Genomic DNA, 21,488 nt, shown 5'->3' with positions numbered 1-21,488 from the left:
TACAAGCGGGGAGCGGATGGAAGAACGCGGCGGCGTCTGTCGCGGGGCAAGCGCACCGGGGTTGTCGGCGGCGCGGATATTTGGCCCGCGAGCGCATGGCTCGGGCCGTTTCCATGGCGTCCCTCTGGCGGGGGGCGCCGTTTTGCCGTTACAATAAGGGCATGACGCGGCAAGCGCTTACGATGCGAAAGGCCGCGGCGACTGGGGTGGGGGCCGATGGGGAAATGGCTGCCGAGCCGCAATATGGCGGTGCGGCTGGCGCTTTATTTTTTTGTTGCAAACGGTATCATTCTGCTGTTCGTGACGCTGGCGGGAAGTGCGCTGACCGGCTCGCTGATCAAAAAAAATACGATGTACTACGCCCAGGATTATATCCGGTCGATGAACAACGAGCTCGATTTTTACATGCAGGATATCGATTATTTGACGATTTCGCAATTTTTCGACCAAGATTTGACGGCGAGACTCGCGGACAACGTGAGCCGGTACGAGATGCGCGCCTCGTTCGATACGTTCATGACCGGGCGCGATTTCATCAGCGACGTATTCGTCGTCAACAATTATTTGCAGGTGGCGGGAACGTCGTCGATCGACCACGAGAAGCTGCTTCAATCGGACATTTTCCAGCGGATCAAGGCGAGCGACGGCGAGCTGGTCGTCTCTCCGGTCGGCACGCCGGACTTCATTCTGAATACGGCGCGGTCCGGCGAGGAGGTGCTGTTCGTCGGGCGGAAGGTGAAAAACATGCAGCGCAATCAAGTGGAGGGCGAAGTGATCGTCACGGTGCGCGCCGACCGGATCGCCAAAATCGTCGAGAAGGACGTGCAGAAGTATGACGAGCGCATCCTCATTCTCGACCGGAATTTGCGGCTCGTCTACAGCTCCGATTCCGGCGCCGCTCCTTTCGCGGAGAAGCTCGGGTCGCTCGACGCGCAAGCGGCGAGCCGGTCGGCCGACGACGGCCACCTGTACATCCGCGCCGGCGGCGACCGCGACGCCCCGCTGACGATCGCGGCCGTCATCCCGGAGAAGGCGCTGCTCAAGGACGTATCGGCGATCCGCAGCACGCTCGCCCTGATCAGCTTCGTCATGCTTGTCGTCTCGATCGGGTTCGGCTTTCTGCTGTCGTACCGGTTTTTGCGCCCGATCGTCCGGCTGTCGCTGTTCATGCGCACGGTGAGCAACGAGGCGCTCGTCCCGTACCGGACGAAGAAGGAATGGAAGGACGAGGTCGGCTTCCTCGTCGCCAGCTTCAACCGGATGATCCGCCGCTTGCAGGATTCGCTCGACCATATCGAGCTCGAGCGCGAGCGGCAGCGGAAGGCGGAGCTGCGGGCGCTGCAGTCGCAGATCAACCCGCACTTCATATATAATACGTTGAACCATGTTCGCTGGCTGGCCCGGATGGGGCGAAGCGAGCCGGTGTTCGACATGATTACGTCGATGAACGAAATTCTCGTAGGCGCCTTCCGGCTCGACCAGCCGATCGTGACGATCTGGGAGGAGACGGGCTACCTGAAGCAGTACGTCCATATCCAATCGCTCGTGCACGGCGGCAAGTTCGAGGTCGAGTACGACATCGACGAGGCGGTGTACGACCGGCCGATCGCGAAGCTGACGATCCAGCCGATCGTCGAAAACGCGATCTTCCACGGCATGCTGCCGAAGAACGGCCCGGGGCGCATCCGCGTCGCGGCGAAGGAGACGGATCACGAAGTCGTCGTCACCGTCTCCGACGACGGCGTCGGCACGGACGATGTCGACCTCCACGGACCGTCGGGGGCGCGGGAGCGGGTCGGCCTGACGAACGTGGACAAGCGGATCAAGCTGTTTTTCGGCGAGCGGTACGGACTGTCGATGCGCAGCGCGAAGGGCGAGGGCACCGTCGTGACGCTTCGTCTGCCCAAGTCGTTCCCCGGAACGGGCGGGCCGGACAAGCAGGCGGATTAGGCGCAAGCCGGGTACGGAAGGATCACGTCACTTTTTGGGGGAAAGGTTTCGGGGTCCCCGGAAAGGAATCGGAATAGGCAGCGGAGGATCACGTCACTTTTTGGGGGGATGTTATGTTCACTATCGTCATCGTCGACGACGAAGCGATCGTCCGCTACGGCATCAAGCATTCGGTCGACTGGGGCGCGCTGAACGCGACGCGCGTCGAGGAGGCGTTCCACGGCCAAGAGGTGCTCGACCGCTGGGACGAGTGGCGGCCCGACCTGATCGTCACGGACATCAAAATGCCGGTCATGGACGGCATCGAGCTGATCAAGCGGGCGAAGGAGCGCAATCCGGACTGCCGGTTCATCGTCCTCAGCTGCATCGATGAATTCGAGTACGTGAAGGAGGCGTTCATGCTCGGCGCGTCCGACTACGTGCTGAAGATGACCGTGCGGCCGGAGGATATGACCGCCTGCATCGGCCGGGTCATCCAGGAGATGATCGGCAGCCGCAGCGCGGACAAGCGGATGCAGCCGCACGTCCCGTCGGGGGAGCGGTACAAGATCGAAGGATTTTTTCGCGACATTTTGTCCCATATGTATATGGCGTGGGAAATCGTCGAAACGGCGAAATCGATCTCGGTCCGGACGTCGTTCGACCGGTACGGGGTCGCGGTCATGGAGCTGAACATGCGGGAGGCGCTGCCGCGCTACGGCTCGGACGGCAAGCTGCTCGTCGGCTATTCCGTCGTCAACATGCTCGGCGAAATCGCCGCGGAGGAGCGCGACTTCGACTTCTTCAAGCTGGAGCCGGACGAGTTCGTCCTCGTCTTCGACCGGGGGGCGGAAGAGCCGGCCCGCCGGTTCGAGGAGCGGGTAAGCGCGAAGCTGATGCGCATCGCGGCCGGCGCGGAGACGTTCCTGAAGCTCGGCGTCCGGTTCGGCGTAAGCGAGCCGGAGCAGTCCGCCGACCGGCTCATCGCCGCCTACAAGGCGGCCAAGCGGGCGGCCGCCCGGTGCGTGTTCCGGCCGGAGGCGGAGCGGATCGTCTTCGCGGGGGAGCCCGGGCCGCAGCGGCCGCCGGAGGAGGACGAGGCGCTGTCGCACCGGTTCGCGGCGACGCTGCGGAAGCGGCTCGCCGCCTCGCTCCCCTACGCGAAGGAGGAGGAGACGGCGGCGGCCGTCGACGAGGCGTTCGCCATGCTGAGCGAGGACCGGTGCACGCCGCAGGCGGCGCGGGCGTGCTTGGCGAAGGCGGTGTCCGCCGTCAACCTGATCGTGCTGGAGAGCGGCGAGGCGGGCCGCTTCCCGCCGTTCGACGAGGAGTCGTTCGACGCCGGCTGGAACCGGGACCGGACGAGGCGCCGCCTGTCGGCGTACTGCGGCGACTATATCGCGTTTCTCCGGAGCAAGCACGAGAAGAGCGGGCGGAAGCTCGTCCGCGACATCGTCGCCTACTTGAACGAGCAATATGCGGACAAAATTACGCTCGAGCAGACGGCGAAACATTTCTACGTGAACAAGACGTACTTGTCCGAGCTGTTCAAGGCCGAAACCGGCCGCAACTTCACCCGGTATTTGAACGAGATCCGCGTCGAGCGGGCGAAAATGCTTATGCTGCAAACGAATATGACGATGACGGAAATCGCCGAACGGGTCGGCTTCGCCGACTTCCGCTACTTCGGCCGGGTGTTCAAAAACCATACGGAGCTGGCGCCGTCCGAATACCGGACCCGCGCCGTGCAGCCGAAGCGGAACGGCGTCTGAGGGTGGCGGATGCCCGCCCGATGCCCGCGGAAAAAAGTCCACATCGAGCCGAATCGAATCCACCTCCGCGACGGCGACACGAACGCGCCTCATCCGGACAGGCGCGATACTGCCGAACGATGTGAACGAACCGGCGAATCCAGGTCATGGGAATCCGGAGGTGGAAAGCGCTATCATAAACGTATGCAGGATCATATTTCGTAAGGGGGACACGCGATGAAAAAACGGAGCATGGCCGTCATGGCCGCATTCGCGCTCGCCGCGGCAGGATGTTCGGGAGGATCCGGCGGCGCAAACCCGTCGTCGGGAGGGGCGAAGCCCGCCGATTCCGCTCCCGCGAAAACGGAGGCGCCCGCCAAGCAGGTGACGCTGTCGTACGCGCTGTGGGACAAAAACCAAGTGCCGGCGATGGAGGAGATCATCAAGAAGTTCAAGGAAAAGCAGCCGAACATCGACGTGAAAATCGAGCTGACCCCGAGCGGCAAAGAATATTGGCAGAAGATGGAGACCGCCGCGATCGGCGGGACGCTGCCGGACGTTCTCTGGATGAACGGCCCGAACATCGTGAAATACGCCTCCAACGGCATGCTCATGGCGATCGGCGACCAGGTGAAGGCGAGCGGACTCGATCTGAAAAATTACCCGGAATCGCTCGTCAACCTGTACACGGTCGGCGGGAAGCTGTACGGCATCCCGAAAGATTTCGACACGGTCGGCATGTGGTACAACAAAAAAATGTTCGACGAAGCCGGCGTGAAATACCCGGACGGCAATTGGGACTGGAACGCGGTCGTCGAGGCGGCGAAAAAGCTGACCAACCCGGGCAAAGGCGTGTGGGGCATCGCCGCCGACATGAACTCGCAGGAGGCGTACTACAACACGATTATCCAAGCGGGCGGCGGCGTCATCTCCGACGACAAGAAGAAGTCCGGCTACGACAGTCCGGAGGCGATCGCGGGGCTCAAGTTCTGGACCGACCTGATCCATGTCCATAAAGTGTCGCCGACGCTCGCGCAGATGACCGACACGACGCCGATCAAGCTGTTCGAATCGGGCAAGGTGGCGATGCTGTGGGCCGGCTCATGGAACGCGATCGAATTCGCGAAGAACGAATTTACGAAGGATAAAGTCGACGTGGCGGCGCTGCCGAAGCAGAAGCAGCAGGGCGTCGTCATTCACGGGCTCGCCAACGTCATTTCGGCGAAGACGAAAAATCCGAAGGAGGCGTGGACGTTCGTCAGCTTCCTCGGCTCGAAGGAAGCGGCCGAAATTTTGGCCAAGACGGGCACCGTCATCCCGGCGTTCAACGGCACGCAGACGACGTGGGTGAAGTCGACCCCGCAGTTCAACCTGCAGGTGTACATCGACATGCTGTCGTACTCGAAGCCGTATCCGGTATCGAAGGATACGTCGAAGTGGAACAACCTCGAAACCGAATATTTCAAGAAGGCGTGGACCGGCGAGCTGAAAATCGAGGACGCCGCCAAGCAGGTCGCGACGAAGATGAACGAGTTTTTGGCGCAGGAGAAGTAGTCCGAAGCGCCTCGCGGGAAAGGCCCTGTGCAGACAGGGCCTTTTTTGGAAAACGGCGGTGGCCGGCGCTGCGCCCGCGAACGGGCGGATTCGCCGGACGAACGCTTAGCAACCTAACGAGGAGGAGGGTCCATGCGCAAAATCGGCCGTTATGCCGTGCAGGATCTGGTGTGGGGATACGTCATGGTGGCGCCCGTCGTGCTCGGGCTGGCGCTCTTTTACGTCTGGCCGGTCATCCAGACGGTCTATTACACGTTTACCGATTGGGGCAGCTTCGGCAACTATACGTGGACCGGGCTGGACAATTACAGGGCGCTGTTCCGGGACGTTCAATTTTACAAGGCGCTGCGCAATACGGTGCTGTACGTGCTGCTGACCGTGCCGCCGGGCATCGCCGTCGCCATCCTGTTCGCGGTGCTGCTCAACCGTAAAATCCGCGGCCAGACGCTGTATCGCGTCATCTACTTCCTGCCGGTCATCACGATGCCGGCGGCGGTCGCGATGGTATGGCGGTGGCTGTACAACGCCGACTACGGGCTCATCAACTACTTGCTCAGCCTGATCGGCATCAAGGGACCGGGGTGGCTGACCGACCCGGACATCGCGCTTTATTCGGTCGTGCTCGTCATCATCTGGAGCAGCCTCGGCAACAACATCATCCTGTTCCTGTCCGGGCTGCAGGGGATCGGCGCGCAATATTACGAGGCGGCCGAAATCGACGGGGCCGGCACGGCCACGCAGTTTTTCCGCATTACGCTGCCGCTGCTCACGCCGACGATTTTCTTCGTATCGGTCATGTCGCTCATTTCCGCGTTCCAGCTGTTCGACGTCATCTACATGATGGTGGGCGAGATCGGCATCGAAGCGACGCAGACGGTCGTCTATTTGTTCTATAAATACGCGTTTCTGATGTCGGAAAAAGGATACGCCGCGACGGTGGCGACCGTGCTGTTCGCCATCATCCTGACCGTCACGGTCGTGCAAATGCGCATGCAGCGCAAATGGGTCCATTACGAATGAAGGAGGCTTCCCCATGAACGCCGAAATTCGAACGAACCGCCGCAGAGGTTCCGGCCATGCGCTTGTCCATGTCGCGCTCGGCTTGGGGGCGCTCGCGATGCTCGTGCCCTTCGTCTGGATGGTGCTGACCGCCTTCATGACGATGGGCGAGTCGACTCAAGTACCGCCGGTGCTGTTCCCGAAAAATCCGCAATGGAAAAACTTTCACGACGCGACGGCGCTGCTGCCGTTCATGACGTTTTATTTCAACACGATCGTGACGACGGTCGCCAAGACGGCCGGCCAGCTGCTGCTCTGCTCGATGGCCGCCTACGCGTTCGCCCGGATCGATTTTCCCGGCCGCAACGTCTTGTTCGTCATGGCGCTGTCCGTCCTGATGGTGCCGGGGCAGGTGTTCATTATCCCGCAATATATGCTCATGAAGCATTTCGGCTGGCTCAACTCGTTGACGGCGCTTATCGTGCCCGGGTTGTTCAGCGCGTTCGGGACGTTTTTGCTGCGGCAGTTTTTCATGAGCTTGCCGAAGGAGCTCGAGGAGGCGGCCAAGATCGACGGCTGCAACCATTTCCGCATCTACTGGCAGATCATGCTGCCGCTCGCCAAGAACGGCTTGATCGCGCTCGCCATCTTTGTCATACTGTGGTCATGGAACGACTTCCTGTGGCCGATGATCGTCAATAATTCCCCCGACAAGCTGCCGCTGTCCGTCGGATTGTCGCTGCTGCGCGGGGAGCATACGACGAACTATCCGGTCCTGATGGCCGGCACGCTGCTTGCGGTTTGGCCGATGCTCGTCATTTTCCTCATCTTCCAACGTTCGTTCATTCAAGGGATCGCTTTGACCGGATCGAAATAACCTCGGCAACGGGAGGGATCGCATGTCGCGGATCAAACGGAGAACGGCCGTGCTGGCGACGGCGGCGCTCGCGCTCGTCATCGTGTTCGCCGCGTGGGCGGGCGGCGATCGTTCCGCGAATCCCGGCCCTTCCGCGGAGCGGGGCGACCGGACGGAAGCGGGCGACGCCGGCGATATCGGCGGCGATATTACCGTCTGGGCGTGGGAGCACGCCATGAAGGCAATGATGCCGGAAATCGACGGCTTCCTCCGCAAATACCCGAACGTCCGGGTGCACACGGTCATGCTGTCGAACGACGACGCGTACAAGCGGTTTTTGCTCGCCAACGCGTCGAATACGGGTGCCCCGGACGTCGCCGCGATTCCCGAGCCGTACGTCGGGCAATATATCGAGATCGGGGCGCTGCACGACTTGACCTCAATGATCCGGCCGAACCGGCGCAAAATCGTCGACACGAAATGGCCCGACGTGACCCGCGACGGGAAGTATTACGCGATGCCGTGGGATTCGGGACCGGTCGGGCTGTTTTATCGGCGGGACGTGTTCGAGCGGGCGGGCTTTCCGTCCGATCCGGACGGCGTCTCCGAGCTGCTGGCGACATGGGACGATTATTTGCGGGTCGGCAAAATCATCAAGGAAAAAACCGGCGCGTACATGAATGCGCTGCCGCTCGAATCGGGCGTCGGCATAACGACGATGTTCGAATATATGCTGTCGCAGGAAGGAACGCTTTATCTCGACAAGGCCAACCGGGTGACGATCAACAGCCCGCTCGCGCTGTCGGCGCTCAAGAAGCTGATCGAGATGAACGACTCCGGCATTACGCTCAGCGCGGAGCCGGGGACGCGTCCGTACAACGAGGCGCTGCAAAAGGGCTACGTCGCCACCGTCCTGGAGGCCGTCTGGATGGGCGGGACGCTGCAGGAGGTCGCGCCGGACAGCTCGGGCCTGTGGGGCGTGGCGAAAATGCCGGCGTGGCGGCCGGGCGGCTCCCGGGCGGCGGAGGCCGGCGGCTCGTACCTCGGCGTGTCGCGGCTGTCGACGAACAAGCGCGCGGCGTGGGCGTTCATCGACTACATGCTCGGCGAAGCCGAGACGGTGAACAACATGTTCCGCCGCGCGTACTTGTTCCCGGCGCTCAAGGAGGCGTACGACGATCCGATGTACGACGAGCCGCAGCCGTTTTTCGCCGGACAGCGGACGCGGCGGTTTTTCGTCCGTTTGGCGGAGGAGGCGAAGCCGGTCTACTTCTCCGACGATTTCCGCGACTTGCGGGAAATCGCGGAGTTCGAGGCGTTCAAGGCGATCAAGAACGCGAGCTCGCCGGAAGCGGCGATCCTGCAGATGGAGAAGCGGATGACGGAGCACCGTCGACGCAAATAAGGACGTCCGTTCCCCGTTGGGGGGTGGACGTCCTTATTTTTGCGCGAAGACGGGGCTTCGGGCTGCGGACAGCCGATCGGCGGCCGGCGCCGGCTCGTCCTGTTGGATTGGATCCAACAGATGAGCGCGGCCCGGGCGAGGAGAACGCGCCTCATTGGATATTGTCCAATGAAATCGGCTTCGATCGGCCCTTTTCGGCCGATTCGGCGAAATCGGTTGGACAACATCCAATGGCGAGACGCTGAGCCGTCTCCGCGACTCTGCTTCATTGGATAAAATCCAATGAAGCCGGCTATTGCAGCTTCTTGACGAACGTCTGCAAGCTGTCCTTGCCGCCGACGAACAGCCGTTTGAGCTGAAGCGGCTGCTGGGACGGCTCGGTTTTTCCCTGATCGATCGTGAACGCGAACCGGACGCCGTACTCGGCGAGCAGCTTGAGCGTTTCTTTGTTGCGCATGCCGTACGGATAGCAGAACGCGACGGCGTCGATGCCGGTCTCCCGCTTCAGCGCCTCGATCGAGCCGGCGATCTCCTTGCGCTGCTCCTCCGCCGGCAGCTTGTGCAAATACGGATGCGTCATGCCGTGCGGCTGGATGTCCCAGCCTGCGTCGCGCATGGCGCGGATTTGATCCCAGTCGGCGTAATAGCCGTCCTGGCCGACCATGCCCGGGGAGACGAACATCGTCGCGCGGAACCCGTGCTTGGCGAGAATCGGCATTGCTTCCGTATAATTGTCCGCGTAGCCGTCGTCGAACGTCAGCAGCACCGCCTTGTCCGGCGCCTCCGCCTTGCCGTCCCAGATGTCGACGAACTGTCCGAGCGTCAGCGTCGTATAGCCGTTGTCGGCCAAGTACGCCATCTGCTCCTCCAGCTTCTTCGGGTCGAGAACGGCGTTGTTGTCCGGCTCGACGCCGATGCTGTGGTAGTTGAGGACGGGGATCGAAAAGGCCGGCTTCTTCGGCGGACGCCTCGCCCCCGTGTCGGCCGCCGCCGCTTGCGCGGCCGGCTCGGCGGCGGGCGCGGCCACCGGCGCGCTCCCGGCCCCCGCTGGCGCCCCGTCGCCGCCTGCCGCCGCCGCGCTCCCCGCTGGCGCCCCGCCGCCGCCAGCCGCCGCCGCGCGCCCCGCTGGCGCACCGTCGCCGCCTGCCGCAGCCGGCTCCGCGCTCGCGGGCGCCGTCCCGCCGGAGCCGGCCGGCTTGTCCGCCGCCGGCACGCCCGAATCGCTCGCGGTCGCCTCCCGCTTGTAACCGCTATCATCCGCGGCCGCGGATGAAGCCGTTCCCGCGGCCGGAGCCGCAGGCCCTTCCTCCGCCGCCGCGCTTCGCTCCCGCGCCGCGATCTGCTCCGCCGTCTGTACCCGGAGCAGGCTCTCCGGGCGGCCTTCCGCGCATCCCGCGCCTACAATCGCCACCAGGACGGCGAGCAGCGGGGCGGCGCATCCCCGCAAACGCAATCGACCGGTCGCGCCATGGCGAACGTTCATGGACCCATACCCCCGCATTCGGAACCGATTTTCCATCGTTTGGAATCTACTATTATTCGTATCCCGATTCCGGTCCAAACATTCCTGCTAATCCTGCAATCGGCGGCGGTCTTTGCGGGATGGAGCGGACACGCGCGGCGTCCCCCGCCGCCCGGCCGGCGGTCAGCCCGAATCCCGCGCGCCGGCGGGACGATCCGAGGATCGCTTCCCCTGCCAGACGTGGCTGTATTGCTCCAACGCCTGCTCGCCAAGCGGCGTAAGCCGATAAATGCCGCGCTCGGCTCTCTCGAACCAGCGGTAATAGTTTTTTTGCAGCAAATCCGCCGCCTTCGCGTTGCCGGTCAGCTCGCGCAGCTTGCGGGGAGACAGGCTGCCGTGCAGCTTCAGCTGGACCGCCAGCTCCAGCGCCTTCTCCCGGTAAGCGGTGACGAGCTTGCGCCGCGTGCTGCCGCCTACGTTGTAGTCGCCGCTCCGCTCGCGGAACTCGTGGAGCAGCCGGGTCGACTTCAGCTTGCTCGGCTTGGGTGCGTACGGCACCGGGTCGCAGACGACGTCCACGGCCGGCTTGCGCCTCTTGTAGAATCGGACGGTCATGAGGCCGAGGCCGAGACGGCGGCACAGGCGGGACAAGTCCGACCATTTCAGCTGATGGGGCGCCCGTCCGGTCTCCGGCATCTCGACGGCGACGTATACGTTGTCCGATTGGGACAGCCGGTCCAGCCCCTGCACGAGCAGCGGCAGGTTGAACGTCCGCTTCAGCTCGACGATGACGGGCGGCTCGTCGCCGCGCACCGCCACCAAATCGCAATGGTGCACCTCGCCGCGCACCTCGTAGCCGAGCGCCTCCATATACCTTTTGACGGGTTCGTACAATTCGGTTTCGGTGCGGATCGCCACGTACTTTTCTCCTTGTGAGGTTAATTGACAGTATTATACCATATGCGGCTCTCCGCGGTCTTGAATCGCCCGCTTTCAACGGATTTTCAACGGCTTCGCGGACGTTCCGGCTAAAATTTTCCGGCAATTAATATTCGGCTGGCGCATATGGATGTAATACGCTTCAAAGTCGCTAAGCAGGCGCATGAAATCCTAAGTCGACCTTCGGAAGGGAACCGTCTTGACGCGTGCAGATGAAAGGAGGTTACCATGGATATTTTCAAACGAATTACGGAGCACCGCCAGGAACAGGAAAAAGCGTCCTGGACCGGTACATTCGCCGAATATGTCGAAATCGTCAGGCAAAATCCGAGCGTAGCCAAGACCGCGCATGCGCGTGTGTACGATATGATCGCATGGCACGGCATCACGGAGGAGAACGGGCAGCGCCGATACCGGTTTTTCGAGCAGGATATGTTCGGGCTGGACCGGACGCTCGAGAAGCTGGTCGAAGAATATTTCCATTCCGCCGCGAGACGTCTCGACGTGCGCAAGCGGATCCTGCTGCTGATGGGGCCGGTCAGCGGCGGCAAGTCGACCATCGTAACGATGCTCAAGCGGGGGCTGGAGCGGTATTCGCGCTCGGACGAGGGGGCGCTGTACGGGATCAAGGGCTGCCCGATGCACGAGGAGCCGCTTCATCTCGTACCGACGGAGCTGCGCCCCGAGGTCGAGAAGGCGCTCGGCGTCCGGATCGAGGGGAGTCTGTGCCCCGCGTGCCAGATGCGGGTGAAAACCGAGTACGGCGGCAAAATCGAAGACGTGCTCGTCGAGCGCGTGCTGCTGTCCGAGGAAGAGCGGGTCGGCATCGGTACGTTCAGCCCGTCCGATCCGAAGTCGCAGGATATCGCCGACTTGACCGGAAGCATCGATTTTTCCACCATTACGGAATTCGGCTCGGAGTCGGACCCGCGCGCCTACCGGTTCGACGGCGAGCTGAACAAGGCGAACCGCGGGCTTATGGAGTTCCAGGAAATGCTGAAATGCGACGAGAAGTTTCTATGGAACCTGCTGTCGCTTACGCAGGAAGGCAACTTCAAGGCGGGCCGCTTCGCGCTCATCTCTGCGGACGAATTGATCGTGGCCCATACGAACGAATCGGAGTACAAGTCGTTCATCGCCAACAAGAAGAACGAAGCGCTCCAATCGCGGATGATCGTCATGCCGGTCCCGTACAACCTGAAAGTGTCCGAGGAAGAAAAAATTTACGCGAAGCTGATCGGCCAAAGCGACATGAAGCATATTCATATCGCGCCCCACGCGCTGAAAACCGCGGCCATCTTCTCGATTCTGACCCGCCTGAAGGAAACGAAGAAGCAGGGCATGGACCTGCTGAAAAAAATGAAAATGTACGACGGCGAATCGATTGAGGGCTTCAAGGACGCCGATCTGAAGGAGATGCAGAGCGAATACGCCGAGGAGGGCATGTCCGGCGTCGATCCGCGGTATATCATCAACCGGATTTCGAGCGCCCTGATCCGCCAAGATTTGCAGTGCATCAATGCGCTCGACGTGCTGCGGGCGATCAAGGACGGGCTCGATCAGCATCCGTCGATTACGAAGGAGGAGCGCGAGCGATACCTGAACTACATAGGGATCGCTCGCAAGGAATACGACGAGCTGGCGAAGAAGGAAATCCAGAAGGCGTTCGTCTACTCGTACGAGGAGTCGGCGAAGACGCTGTTCGACAATTACCTCGACAACGTCGAAGCGTACTGCAACTGGCAAAAGATCCGCGACCCGTTGACGGGAGAGGAGCTTGATCCGGACGAAAGGCTGATGCGGTCGATCGAGGAGCAGATCGGCATTTCCGAAAACGCGAAGAAGTCGTTCCGCGAAGAAATTCTCATCCGCATGTCGACCTATTCGCGCAAAGGGAAAAAGTTCGACTACAACAGCCACGAACGGCTGCGCGAAGCGATCGAGAAGAAGCTGTTCTCGGATCTGAAAGATATCGTCAAAATTACGACGTCGACGAAAACGCCGGACGAGAACCAGCTGAAAAAAATCAACGAGGTGACGAAACGGCTCATCGACGAGCACGGCTACTGCCCCGTCTGCGCCAACGAAATGCTGCGCTACGTCGGCAGCCTGCTGAACCGGTAACGTCCGCCGGGCGCAGGCGGCCCGCGCCCGACGTCCCGTTAGCGTCTTCGCCTCCGCCGACTGCGGGGGCTTTTTCGTCCTCGGTCAACCGGAGATGCCCGGTTGGCCTTTTTCTTGCGGCCGAAGGCGGCGATGCGCCAAAGCCAAGGATAAATTCCGGTGTCGTTGCCAAAAATAGGGGCACAATCCGAAATAAGGGCAGGTACAGGGATAAGCGATGACACAAACGTCCGAACGTGAAAAGCCCGAGCTCGATACGTCGGCTCCCGATCCGGAGAAGTATCGAATATCGGAGCGATTGGAACTCAACTTGGCCATGTTGGACGCTCTCTATCAAGACTGCTCGGACATCGTCATCCGTCGGTTCCGCATCGGCGGCGTTACCGATGCCGTGCTTGTTTATATCGAAGGGTTGTCCGATACCGGGCTCATCGACCAGCATATATTGGCGCCGTTAATGAGAACGGATGCGGCGGACGCGGACAAGAACGGGGATAAGGGCCGGACCGTCCCCGTCGACGAAACGGCCAGCGTCGCGCAGACGTCCGGGGTTCGAACGATGGCGGAGCTGAATAGCCAAATTTTCGACGGCAGCCCTGTCGTTCTAGTCGATCATAGCGACGCGGGGACGGCATTCGGGCTGGCCAAGTGGGAGAAGCGGAGCGTCGAGGAACCGATGGCGGAATCGGTTGTGCGCGGTCCCCGCGAAGGCTTTACGGAAACGATACGGGTCAACACGTCCATGCTCCGTAGAAGAATAAAAAGCTACCGGCTTAAATTGAAAACGATTCAAATCGGAGCTTATACGCAAACGAAGGTGGCGCTCGCTTATGTCGATGGAATCGCCGAACCGGCCTTGATCGCGGAAGTCTCCGCACGGATCGAACGGATCGAGATCGACGGCATTTTGGAAAGCAATTATATCGAGGAGCTGATCGAGGACAATCCGTTTTCCCCGTTTCCGCAGCTGTCGACGACGGAACGGCCCGACGTGGCCACCGCCGCTCTGCTCGAAGGGCGCGTGCTCGTCATGGTCGACGGAAGTCCGTTCGTGCTGATCGCGCCGACAACGTTTACCACGATCCTGCAGTCGCCGGAGGATTATTACCAGCGCTTCTTGATCGGTTCCGTCATCCGTTGGCTGCGATATTTCTTCGTGCTCGTCGCGCTGCTAGCCCCTTCCCTATACGTTGCCGTCGTCACGTTCCATCAGGAGATGATTCCGTCCCGCCTGCTGCTCACGCTTGTGCGATCCCGCGAGGAGATTCCGTTCCCCGCATTGGCGGAAGCGATGCTTATGGAGATTACGTTCGAAGGTTTGCGCGAGGCGGGCGTTCGGCTGCCGAAGCAGGTGGGCGCTGCCGTCAGCATCGTCGGAGCGCTCGTAATCGGCCAGGCGGCGACGGCGGCGGGACTCGTCTCTTCGCCGATGGTCATGGTCGTCGCGATTACGGGAATCGCCTCGTTTCTCCTCCCGCAGTACTCGGGCGGAATCGCGTTGCGGATGCTCCGGTTTCCGATCATGCTGCTCTCGGGTTTTCTCGGCTTGCTCGGCTTGACGCTCGGATTTATTCTGATCTACGTCCATTTATGCTCGCTGCGCTCGTTCGGCGTCCCGTACTTGTCCCCGGTCGCGCCGTTGAGCGGCAGCGAACTGAAGGACGTGCTGATTCGGGCCCCGCATTGGATGATGCGATCCAGACCGAGCCTGTACGTCAAAAGAAACAAAAGACGGCTGCCGGCGGGTCAAAAGCCGGAACCGCCGAAAGGAGAGGAACGGATGTGACGCGCGTGAGCGAGGTTTCGCTTTCGTCGAAAAGGGCGGCGACGGCGCCGATCGCCGTCCTGTTGGCGGCGGCCGTGCTGCTGGCCGGCTGCTGGGACAGCCGGGAGGTCAACGAATTGGCGGTCGTGATGGCGGCGGCGATCGATCAGGCGGACGAACAAAACATCGAGCTGTCCGTTCAAGTCTATAACCCCCGAACCGCGGGAGGCGGAGGGCAGGTCGGGCAAATGAGCGGAGGGAGCGGCGGAGGAGCGGGAGCGTTCGTCGTCCGGTCCGCGGTCGGCTCCACGATGGCGGATGCCATGTCCAAGCTGCAGGAGAAGCTGCCGCGGCAAATTTTTTGGGGACACGGCGAAGTGTTTGTCATCGGCGAAGCGGTCGCATCGAAAGGGCTCCGCGAGCATATGGACTTTCTCCTGCGGAGTCCGGAAATCAGGGACAAGGCGGACGTTTTCATCGTGAAGGGCAAGGCCAAGCCATTGCTGACGCTGCCGGTCCCGCTGGAAGGGAATACGGCTCAGACGATGGGGAAGCTGGCCGATATTCATCTGGGAGTTCAAGTCAGCATCATCAATCTGACCCGAATGTTGGCCGGCAGCGCAAGGGGAGCCATTCTCCCGCTCGTACAGTTGTCGCAATCCGAAGAAAAAGCGGGCGATTCGGGCAAAATTCCTTTCATGACGGGGGCGGGCGTATTGAAGAACGATAAGCTGATCGGCTATATCGACGTCGCGACGATGCGCGGAGCGATGTGGGTCAGAGACGAGATCGAGCTGGCGACCGTAACCGTAACGCCGACGAGAACGGAGCGGGGCGACGTGACCGTCAGGCTCGTCCGAAGCCGGACGAAGCTGGTTCCGCGCATCGAAGACGGCAAGTGGGCGATTACCGTCGAAAGCGAGGCGCAGGGCGATATCCTGCAAAACACGACAAACGTCGATTTCGGCAACCCGTTGTTGGCCGGCCGTCTGGAACAAGACTTCAACGACCAGATCGAAAGGAGAATGACGGGCGCGATCGAGAAGCTGCAAAAAATGAATGCCGACGTTCTCGGCTTCTCGCAAGCGTTCCATCGCCGTTATCCGAAGGAATGGAACAAGGTCAAGGACCGCTGGGACGAGCAGTTTCCGCACGTCCAAGCGACTGCCGTCGTGAAGGTCAAAATCGAAAGACACGGGCTTTCATCCTCCGGAGCGGTCCGACCGAACGACGAGGTGCAAGCCGAATGAAGCTTGGAGCGATGTGGGGGATAACGCTTCTTGCCGCCGCCGTCTTTTTGTGGGACTGGCCGCGATGGTCCCGGATGCCGCCCAAACAACGAGCGGCGTTTGCGGCGATGACGGCGCTGGGCTGGGGGCTGGGGGTATGGCTTGCTTTCGATCCGAAGCTCCCTGGACCTACCCAACTGATCGATTCGATTTTCGCCGCGCTCGGGAAAACGTTGGAATGAGTCGAACCGACGGAAGGCATCGACGATCGTGAAGAGAGGGGATCGCCGCTATGATCGAACGAGGGAAAATATCGGCATTTCAAATGGCGATGATGCTTTACGCGATGCCGATCGTGACCGGAGTCGTGCTTCTTCCGGCCATTACGGCGAAGCACGCCGAACAAGATTTATGGCTGGTGCCGCTCATCGCTTCGCCGGTCGGCTTGTTTCTCGTGCTTATCGCCGGTCGGCTGGAAGCCTTATATCCGAACAAGACGGTGATGGAATACAGCATCGATATTGTCGGGCGCATTCCGGGAAAAGCGCTCGGCTTCGTTTTCCTGTTTTTTTATTTGCATCTCGGCGGTGTTGTCGTCAGGCAGTACGGCGAATTTGTCGTCGGCAATTTTTATCTAAGGACGCCGATGGTCGTCATTATCGCTTGTACCGTTTTCGTCTGCGCGGTTGCGGTTCGATCCGGCCTGGAGGTGGTGGGCAGGTGCTCCGAAACGTTTATGACGCTTTTGGTGGCGATGATTTTGGCCGTCGCGGCTTTGTTGCTGCCGCAAATGAAGCCGGAGCATGTGCTGCCCGTTCTTGAACGGGGAATCGGGCCTGTCGTCAAAGGAGCCGCTTCGCCGATGGACTGGTTTTCCTCCTTTTTCGCTCTTTTCTTCTTGTATCCGTTTATAAAGGACAAGGACAAAGGAAGGAAGTGGGGGATAATTTCGGTCGTTGCGGTGATGCTGACGATGATCGTTTCGAATTTGACCGCTCTGTTTTTGTTCGGGGAAATAACGGCCGATCTCACTTATCCGTTGATGATTGCGGTGCGGCAAATCAGCTTGGCCGGTTTTATCGAGCATGTCGAGACGTTCGTGATGGCGATTTGGATTTTGGGCGTCTTCGTCCAGATCGCCATGCACTACTATGTCGTCGTAATCGGGACCGCCCAATGGCTCGGGCTGGACGAGTACAAGACGCTCGTGTTTCCGATCGGCCTTCTGCTGATCGTGCTGAGCGTCTGGGTTGCTCCGGATTTTCAGACGCTGTCCCGTTTTTTGGGGACTTCTTTCGCTTTTTACGCGCTGACCGTGCGCCTGCTCATCCCCGTGCTGCTGCTCGTGATCGCTCTTCTCCGGAAAAAACGGGAAGGGAAGCGGGCGGGCTGATCGGGAAATACCGCCGCTCCCGCGCCCGGATGCGCCGTTCGTCTCCGCTCTCGCCTCCTGCGTGGGCTTCTTGGCGTTCTCGTCCGTCGTTTCGGGACAAATTGCCGATGGCGGCTATACCTGTCAGGATTGTCTCCCTGCTCCTAGGATGTGGATGAGTCCCACCCATACGGACAACCGGAATCCGGTCGCCGGGGCGGTCGTGCAGGTGCTCGATGCGAACCATACGCCGATCGCGACGGCGGTTTCGGACGGAGTCGGCTTTTACCGCATCGTCGGCTTGCCGCGGGGCGCGGCCGTAACCGTGACGGTGTCGGCTCCGACGTTCGGCTCGGCCGGCATCGTCCGGCGTCTCGACGCCGCGGGGCAATCGGTCGTCGAGACGTTCCGGCTCGATCCGGCGCCGGGCGCGCTGACCGGAACCGTACGGGACCAGCGCCGCAACCCGCTGTTCAACGTCATGGTACGCGTGCTCGACCCGTCTCGGACGATGCTGCGGATGGTCATCACGAACCGGAGGGGGCGCTACGACGTAGCGGACCTGGCGCCGGGCACGTACGTCGTCCGCTTCTCGCTGGAAGGCAAGCAGCCGTTAGCCCGCGAGATCGTCATCGAATCGGGCAAGCTGACCGTGCTCGACGTTATTTTGCTCGACGAGGAAGAGGAATGAGATCGGAAGGTTGAAAGCCCGAACCGCCCCGGGAGACGGAAACGAACGTCTCCTCGGGGCGGTTCGATTTAGGACACCGTCCGTCCGGGCTGCTATGTGGTTACGGTAAACTTGACGACAGTACCTTGATCGGGAACGCTGCGAATGTGCAGCCCTCTGCCATACAGCTGCTTCAAGCGCCGGTCGATGTTCGGCAGGCCGACACCTAAGCGGCCGCCGCCGGTACGCTTGTCGAGCAGCGTCGCCAGCTTTTCCTCGCCGATCCCTACGCCGTCGTCCCTTACGGATATTTCCGCATAGCCGTCGTTTGGAGTGACCCGGATATGGACGGTCCCTCCCCGATTGCGCCGCAGGATGCCGTGCCGGATCGCGTTTTCGACGAGCGGCTGGATCGAGAGGGGCGGGACTTGCAGGAATAGGTCTTCGTCGGCTTCCCATACGACTTGGAGCCGGTTTCCGAACCGTTCCTTCTCGATGTAGACGTACGAGCGGACCAGATTGAGCTCGTGCTGGAAGGGAACGAGACGATCCACGTTGCGGAAGTCGAAGCTGGCCCGCAAGTACCGGCCGAACACTTCGAGCAGCGCGCGCATTTTATCGGGATCGATATGGCTGAGCGCCGCGATCGAATTGAGCGTGTTGAACAGGAAGTGCGGCTGGATTTGCGCCTGCAGCCATGCCGCCTCCATGCGAAGCCGTTCCCGGACGGACCGTTTCAAGTCGGTCAACGCCTTCGCACGGGCACGCAGCTCCTTCGCGTCCACGGGCTTCGTGACGTAGTCGTTGGCGCCCGACCGGAACCCGGCGTCGATGTCCTCCGGCCGATTGCGGGCGGTCAGCAGCAGCACCGGCAGCTCCGACATGCCGTATCTCTCCCGGACGGCCCGGGTCAATTCGTAGCCGGACATATGCGGCATCATGACGTCGGAGACGACCAAGTCCCATTCCCGTCCGTCCAGCATCGCCAGCGCTTCCTGGGCGCCGCCCGCCGTGGTGACCCGGTAACGGTTCGGCGGCAGGAGGCGGCGGATAATGTGCAGGTTGACCGGATCGTCGTCGACGACGAGAACGCGGGGACGATCCGCGTCGGGCATATCGGGCGCTTCCGACGGCTCCGTCGCATCCGGTGCATCGGGCCCGCCCTTACGTTCCGCGGGAGCGGCGACCGCGGCGGCCGCCGTCTCGGCGGACGGCGGCCATACCGGCGGAGTCCCGTCGCGGAGACGGTCTTCCTCGGCGGCCAACGGCAGCGGAAAGCGGAACGCCGACCCTTTGCCCGGAACGGAGTCGGCCGTCAGCTCGCCCCCGTGCAGCTCCACCAGCTGCTGGCAAATGCTGAGCCCCAGTCCCAGCCCCCCGGCGCCCGCGGCACCCGTGTCTCCTTGCCCGTAGCGGACGAAGGCGGTTCGCGCCGTCTCCGCGTCCATCCCGATCCCCGTATCCTCGACGACGACGACGGCCCGTCCATCCTCCAGCTCGGCCCGGATCGCGACGGTCCCTTCATTCGTAAATTTGACCGCATTGTGGAGCAGGTTGAACAAAATTTGCGCGAGCCGGTTCTCGTCGGCGACGACGGCGGGGAAGCCGTCCGGAATCGATTGCACGATGCGGATCGGCTTGCCCGCCGTCATGAACCGGAGCATGTCGATGACGCCGGTCGCGACGGACTGAACGCGGACGGCTCCGGTATGGAGACGGATGCGCTCGTCCTGCAGCACCTTCAAATCGAGCAGGTCGTTCAACAGAAACGACATCCGTTTGCCGACGGAAATGAGCAGCTCCATGCTTTCCTTGTGCCGGTTCGGGTCCGGGATTCCGCTGTCCAGAACGGATTGCGCGATATTGATCATGCCGTGAAGCGGGTTGCGCAGCTCGTGGGACGTATTGGCCAAGAAATCGTCCTTCAGCTTGTCCGCCCTTTGCAGCTCTTCGGCCAGCTTATGGGCTTCGGAGGAGGCGCGGAAGTAGCGCCGGAACCAGAACGTGGCGAACGCGACGAACGCGACGACCAAATCGACCGGGTAGTACCCGGCTTCGAGAGTCGCTTTATACATCCCGCCCAAGACGCTTGCGAATACGGCGGTCAAGCCGAGCGATAAAAACAGGGCGTCCTTATCCTTCGTCACCGCAATGCGCAGCGTGAGCGCCAGAAAGACGAGAGTGATCACAATCAGGGAGCCAAAGTAGACGATGAGCGCTTGCAGCGTGATACGGATCGGCAATAGCACGACGGAGGCGGCTTCGGCCGCGCAGCCGATCAGAAGCCAGCGGAACCAGCGCAGGCGCGCGTATTCGGGCATCAAATGCCTTGCGAACAGCAGCAGATTCGCGCCTACTCCCACGACCGACAGCAGCTGCAGCTTGATCGACCAGCCGTAATCGATGAACGGCAGCCATACCATAAGCAGCTTGTCGTCGTCCGTCAACGTCATGACCATCGCGCAGACGACCAGCGAAAAGAAGACGAACAACGCCGTCTGCCGGGCGCCGAGCGCATACAGGACGATGGCATAGACGGCATGCATGGACAGAACGACGACGACGATCAATTGCAAAATGACGGATACCCACACGTCCCGGTTAACGGCTTCGGCGTTGCCGAATTTGACCGTTTCCGTAATGCCGCCCCGTTTGCCGTTATCGTAGTTGGCGACCTGGACGACGATCTCGATGACGCCGGAGTCCGCGGTGAAATAAGCGGAGTAAGGGACGTTTCGGGCGGTGTACCGCTCCTTGTCGGCCGCCGGTTCGCCTTGGTTCGCGACCAGACGTCCGTTGACGTACAGCTCGGACGCCGAGCGCACGATCGGCATCCGGATGCCGTAGGTCGTTTCGGGGTCCGCATCCACCTGGACGCGGAGGCGGTAGGAGCCGTAGCCGTAAGCGGACGGCTCCGGGTTCATGGAGCGATTCCACTTTCCCGGAACCCGGATCAAGGTGGAGCCGTCTCCGGACGGAGCGGGGGCGCCTTCGGTTTGCCCAATCAACGCGTTGGGGTAAAATTCCCATTCGCCGTTCAACGTGATGGCGGGGCCGGATTTGACATCCCAGCCGCGCAAGTCGAGCACGCCCCGTACGGCGTGCGGGTGGTTAGGCGGAGCCAGCAAGTCGACCCAGACGAGCCGGACGACGATCAAGGCGGCGAAAAAGAAAAGTACGGTAAGAAACGCTCTACGTTTTGTCATCATGACCGTATTCATTCTTCGGCGGACGACCAAACTCCTTCCCGATGTTCATCCGTTTCGGAAGAAAGAAAACAATTACCAATTGGAAGCGCATACAATACCATAACGACGCCTCTTTTTCAAAATGGTTTTTCCATAGCATACGGAAGGATATGGAAGGATATTGCCATATTCGCGGGGTCACCTCCCCTCAGCGTCCGGGAGCGCCGATTCCGGGGCATTCCCGG

The 21,488-nt window shown here is 61.4% G+C and carries 15 protein-coding genes; 12 read left to right on the top strand and 3 right to left on the bottom strand.

Features of this window, described 5'->3' with window-relative positions; translation table 11 throughout:
• Positions 1-216: 216 nt before the first annotated feature.
• The 6 genes from DLM86_RS02595 (at position 217) to DLM86_RS02570 (ending at position 8,494) form a co-directional block, all read left to right on the top strand.
• Entirely contained in the window at positions 217-1,950 is a 1,734-nt protein-coding gene (locus tag DLM86_RS02595; RefSeq protein ID WP_110838384.1) for a cache domain-containing sensor histidine kinase, read from the top strand.
• Between the two features lie 113 nt (positions 1,951-2,063).
• Positions 2,064-3,701 (top strand): response regulator transcription factor, encoded by a 1,638-nt coding sequence (locus tag DLM86_RS02590; protein WP_110838383.1) that lies wholly within the window; start codon positions 2,064-2,066, stop codon positions 3,699-3,701.
• Between the two features lie 216 nt (positions 3,702-3,917).
• A complete protein-coding gene (locus DLM86_RS02585; protein WP_110838382.1) occupies positions 3,918-5,234 on the top strand; it encodes an ABC transporter substrate-binding protein in 1,317 nt (438 codons plus the stop codon).
• 132 nt (positions 5,235-5,366) lie between these two features.
• A complete protein-coding gene (locus DLM86_RS02580; RefSeq protein ID WP_110838381.1) occupies positions 5,367-6,254 on the top strand; it encodes a carbohydrate ABC transporter permease in 888 nt (295 codons plus the stop codon).
• A 13-nt stretch (positions 6,255-6,267) separates the two neighbouring features.
• On the top strand, positions 6,268-7,110 hold the full coding sequence (locus DLM86_RS02575; RefSeq protein ID WP_110838380.1) for a carbohydrate ABC transporter permease: 843 nt from the start codon (positions 6,268-6,270) through the stop codon (positions 7,108-7,110).
• Between the two features lie 22 nt (positions 7,111-7,132).
• Positions 7,133-8,494 (top strand): ABC transporter substrate-binding protein, encoded by a 1,362-nt coding sequence (locus DLM86_RS02570; RefSeq protein ID WP_110838379.1) that lies wholly within the window; start codon positions 7,133-7,135, stop codon positions 8,492-8,494.
• 292 nt (positions 8,495-8,786) lie between these two features.
• Here the strand turns inward: DLM86_RS02570 and DLM86_RS32635 are convergent, their stop codons facing one another.
• Both DLM86_RS32635 and DLM86_RS02560 read right to left on the bottom strand, forming a co-directional pair.
• Positions 8,787-9,977 carry a polysaccharide deacetylase family protein gene (locus DLM86_RS32635; RefSeq protein ID WP_245954308.1) on the bottom strand — a complete coding sequence of 397 codons (1,191 nt, stop codon included), beginning with the start codon at positions 9,975-9,977 and terminating at the stop codon, positions 8,787-8,789.
• 162 nt (positions 9,978-10,139) lie between these two features.
• Entirely contained in the window at positions 10,140-10,874 is a 735-nt protein-coding gene (locus DLM86_RS02560; RefSeq protein ID WP_110838378.1) for a DUF2161 domain-containing phosphodiesterase, read from the bottom strand.
• 249 nt (positions 10,875-11,123) lie between these two features.
• Between DLM86_RS02560 and DLM86_RS02555 the strand changes: the two genes are divergently transcribed.
• From DLM86_RS02555 to DLM86_RS02530, 6 genes are all read left to right on the top strand, one after another.
• Positions 11,124-13,019 carry a PrkA family serine protein kinase gene (locus DLM86_RS02555; protein ID WP_110838377.1) on the top strand — a complete coding sequence of 632 codons (1,896 nt, stop codon included), beginning with the start codon at positions 11,124-11,126 and terminating at the stop codon, positions 13,017-13,019.
• A 217-nt stretch (positions 13,020-13,236) separates the two neighbouring features.
• Entirely contained in the window at positions 13,237-14,805 is a 1,569-nt protein-coding gene (locus tag DLM86_RS02550; RefSeq protein ID WP_245954307.1) for a spore germination protein, read from the top strand.
• A complete protein-coding gene (locus DLM86_RS02545) occupies positions 14,802-16,034 on the top strand; it encodes a Ger(x)C family spore germination protein (protein WP_158289290.1) in 1,233 nt (410 codons plus the stop codon). Before DLM86_RS02550 ends, DLM86_RS02545 begins: the two co-directional genes overlap by 4 nt.
• Positions 16,031-16,255, top strand: a complete 225-nt coding sequence (locus DLM86_RS02540; protein ID WP_110838375.1) for a hypothetical protein — start codon at positions 16,031-16,033, stop codon at positions 16,253-16,255. Before DLM86_RS02545 ends, DLM86_RS02540 begins: the two co-directional genes overlap by 4 nt.
• A gap of 50 nt (positions 16,256-16,305) precedes the next feature.
• Positions 16,306-17,406, top strand: a complete 1,101-nt coding sequence (locus DLM86_RS02535) for a GerAB/ArcD/ProY family transporter (protein ID WP_110838374.1) — start codon at positions 16,306-16,308, stop codon at positions 17,404-17,406.
• 154 nt (positions 17,407-17,560) lie between these two features.
• A complete protein-coding gene (locus DLM86_RS02530) occupies positions 17,561-18,076 on the top strand; it encodes a carboxypeptidase-like regulatory domain-containing protein (RefSeq protein WP_158289289.1) in 516 nt (171 codons plus the stop codon).
• A gap of 92 nt (positions 18,077-18,168) precedes the next feature.
• Here the strand turns inward: DLM86_RS02530 and DLM86_RS02525 are convergent, their stop codons facing one another.
• Positions 18,169-21,264 (bottom strand): ATP-binding protein, encoded by a 3,096-nt coding sequence (locus DLM86_RS02525; RefSeq protein ID WP_245954306.1) that lies wholly within the window; start codon positions 21,262-21,264, stop codon positions 18,169-18,171.
• Positions 21,265-21,488: the final 224 nt, after the last annotated feature.

The organism is Paenibacillus flagellatus, from assembly GCF_003217775.1.
GTDB lineage: Bacteria > Bacillota > Bacilli > Paenibacillales > NBRC-103111 > Paenibacillus_AB > Paenibacillus_AB flagellatus.
This window is presented reverse-complemented; position numbering and strand designations above follow the sequence as displayed.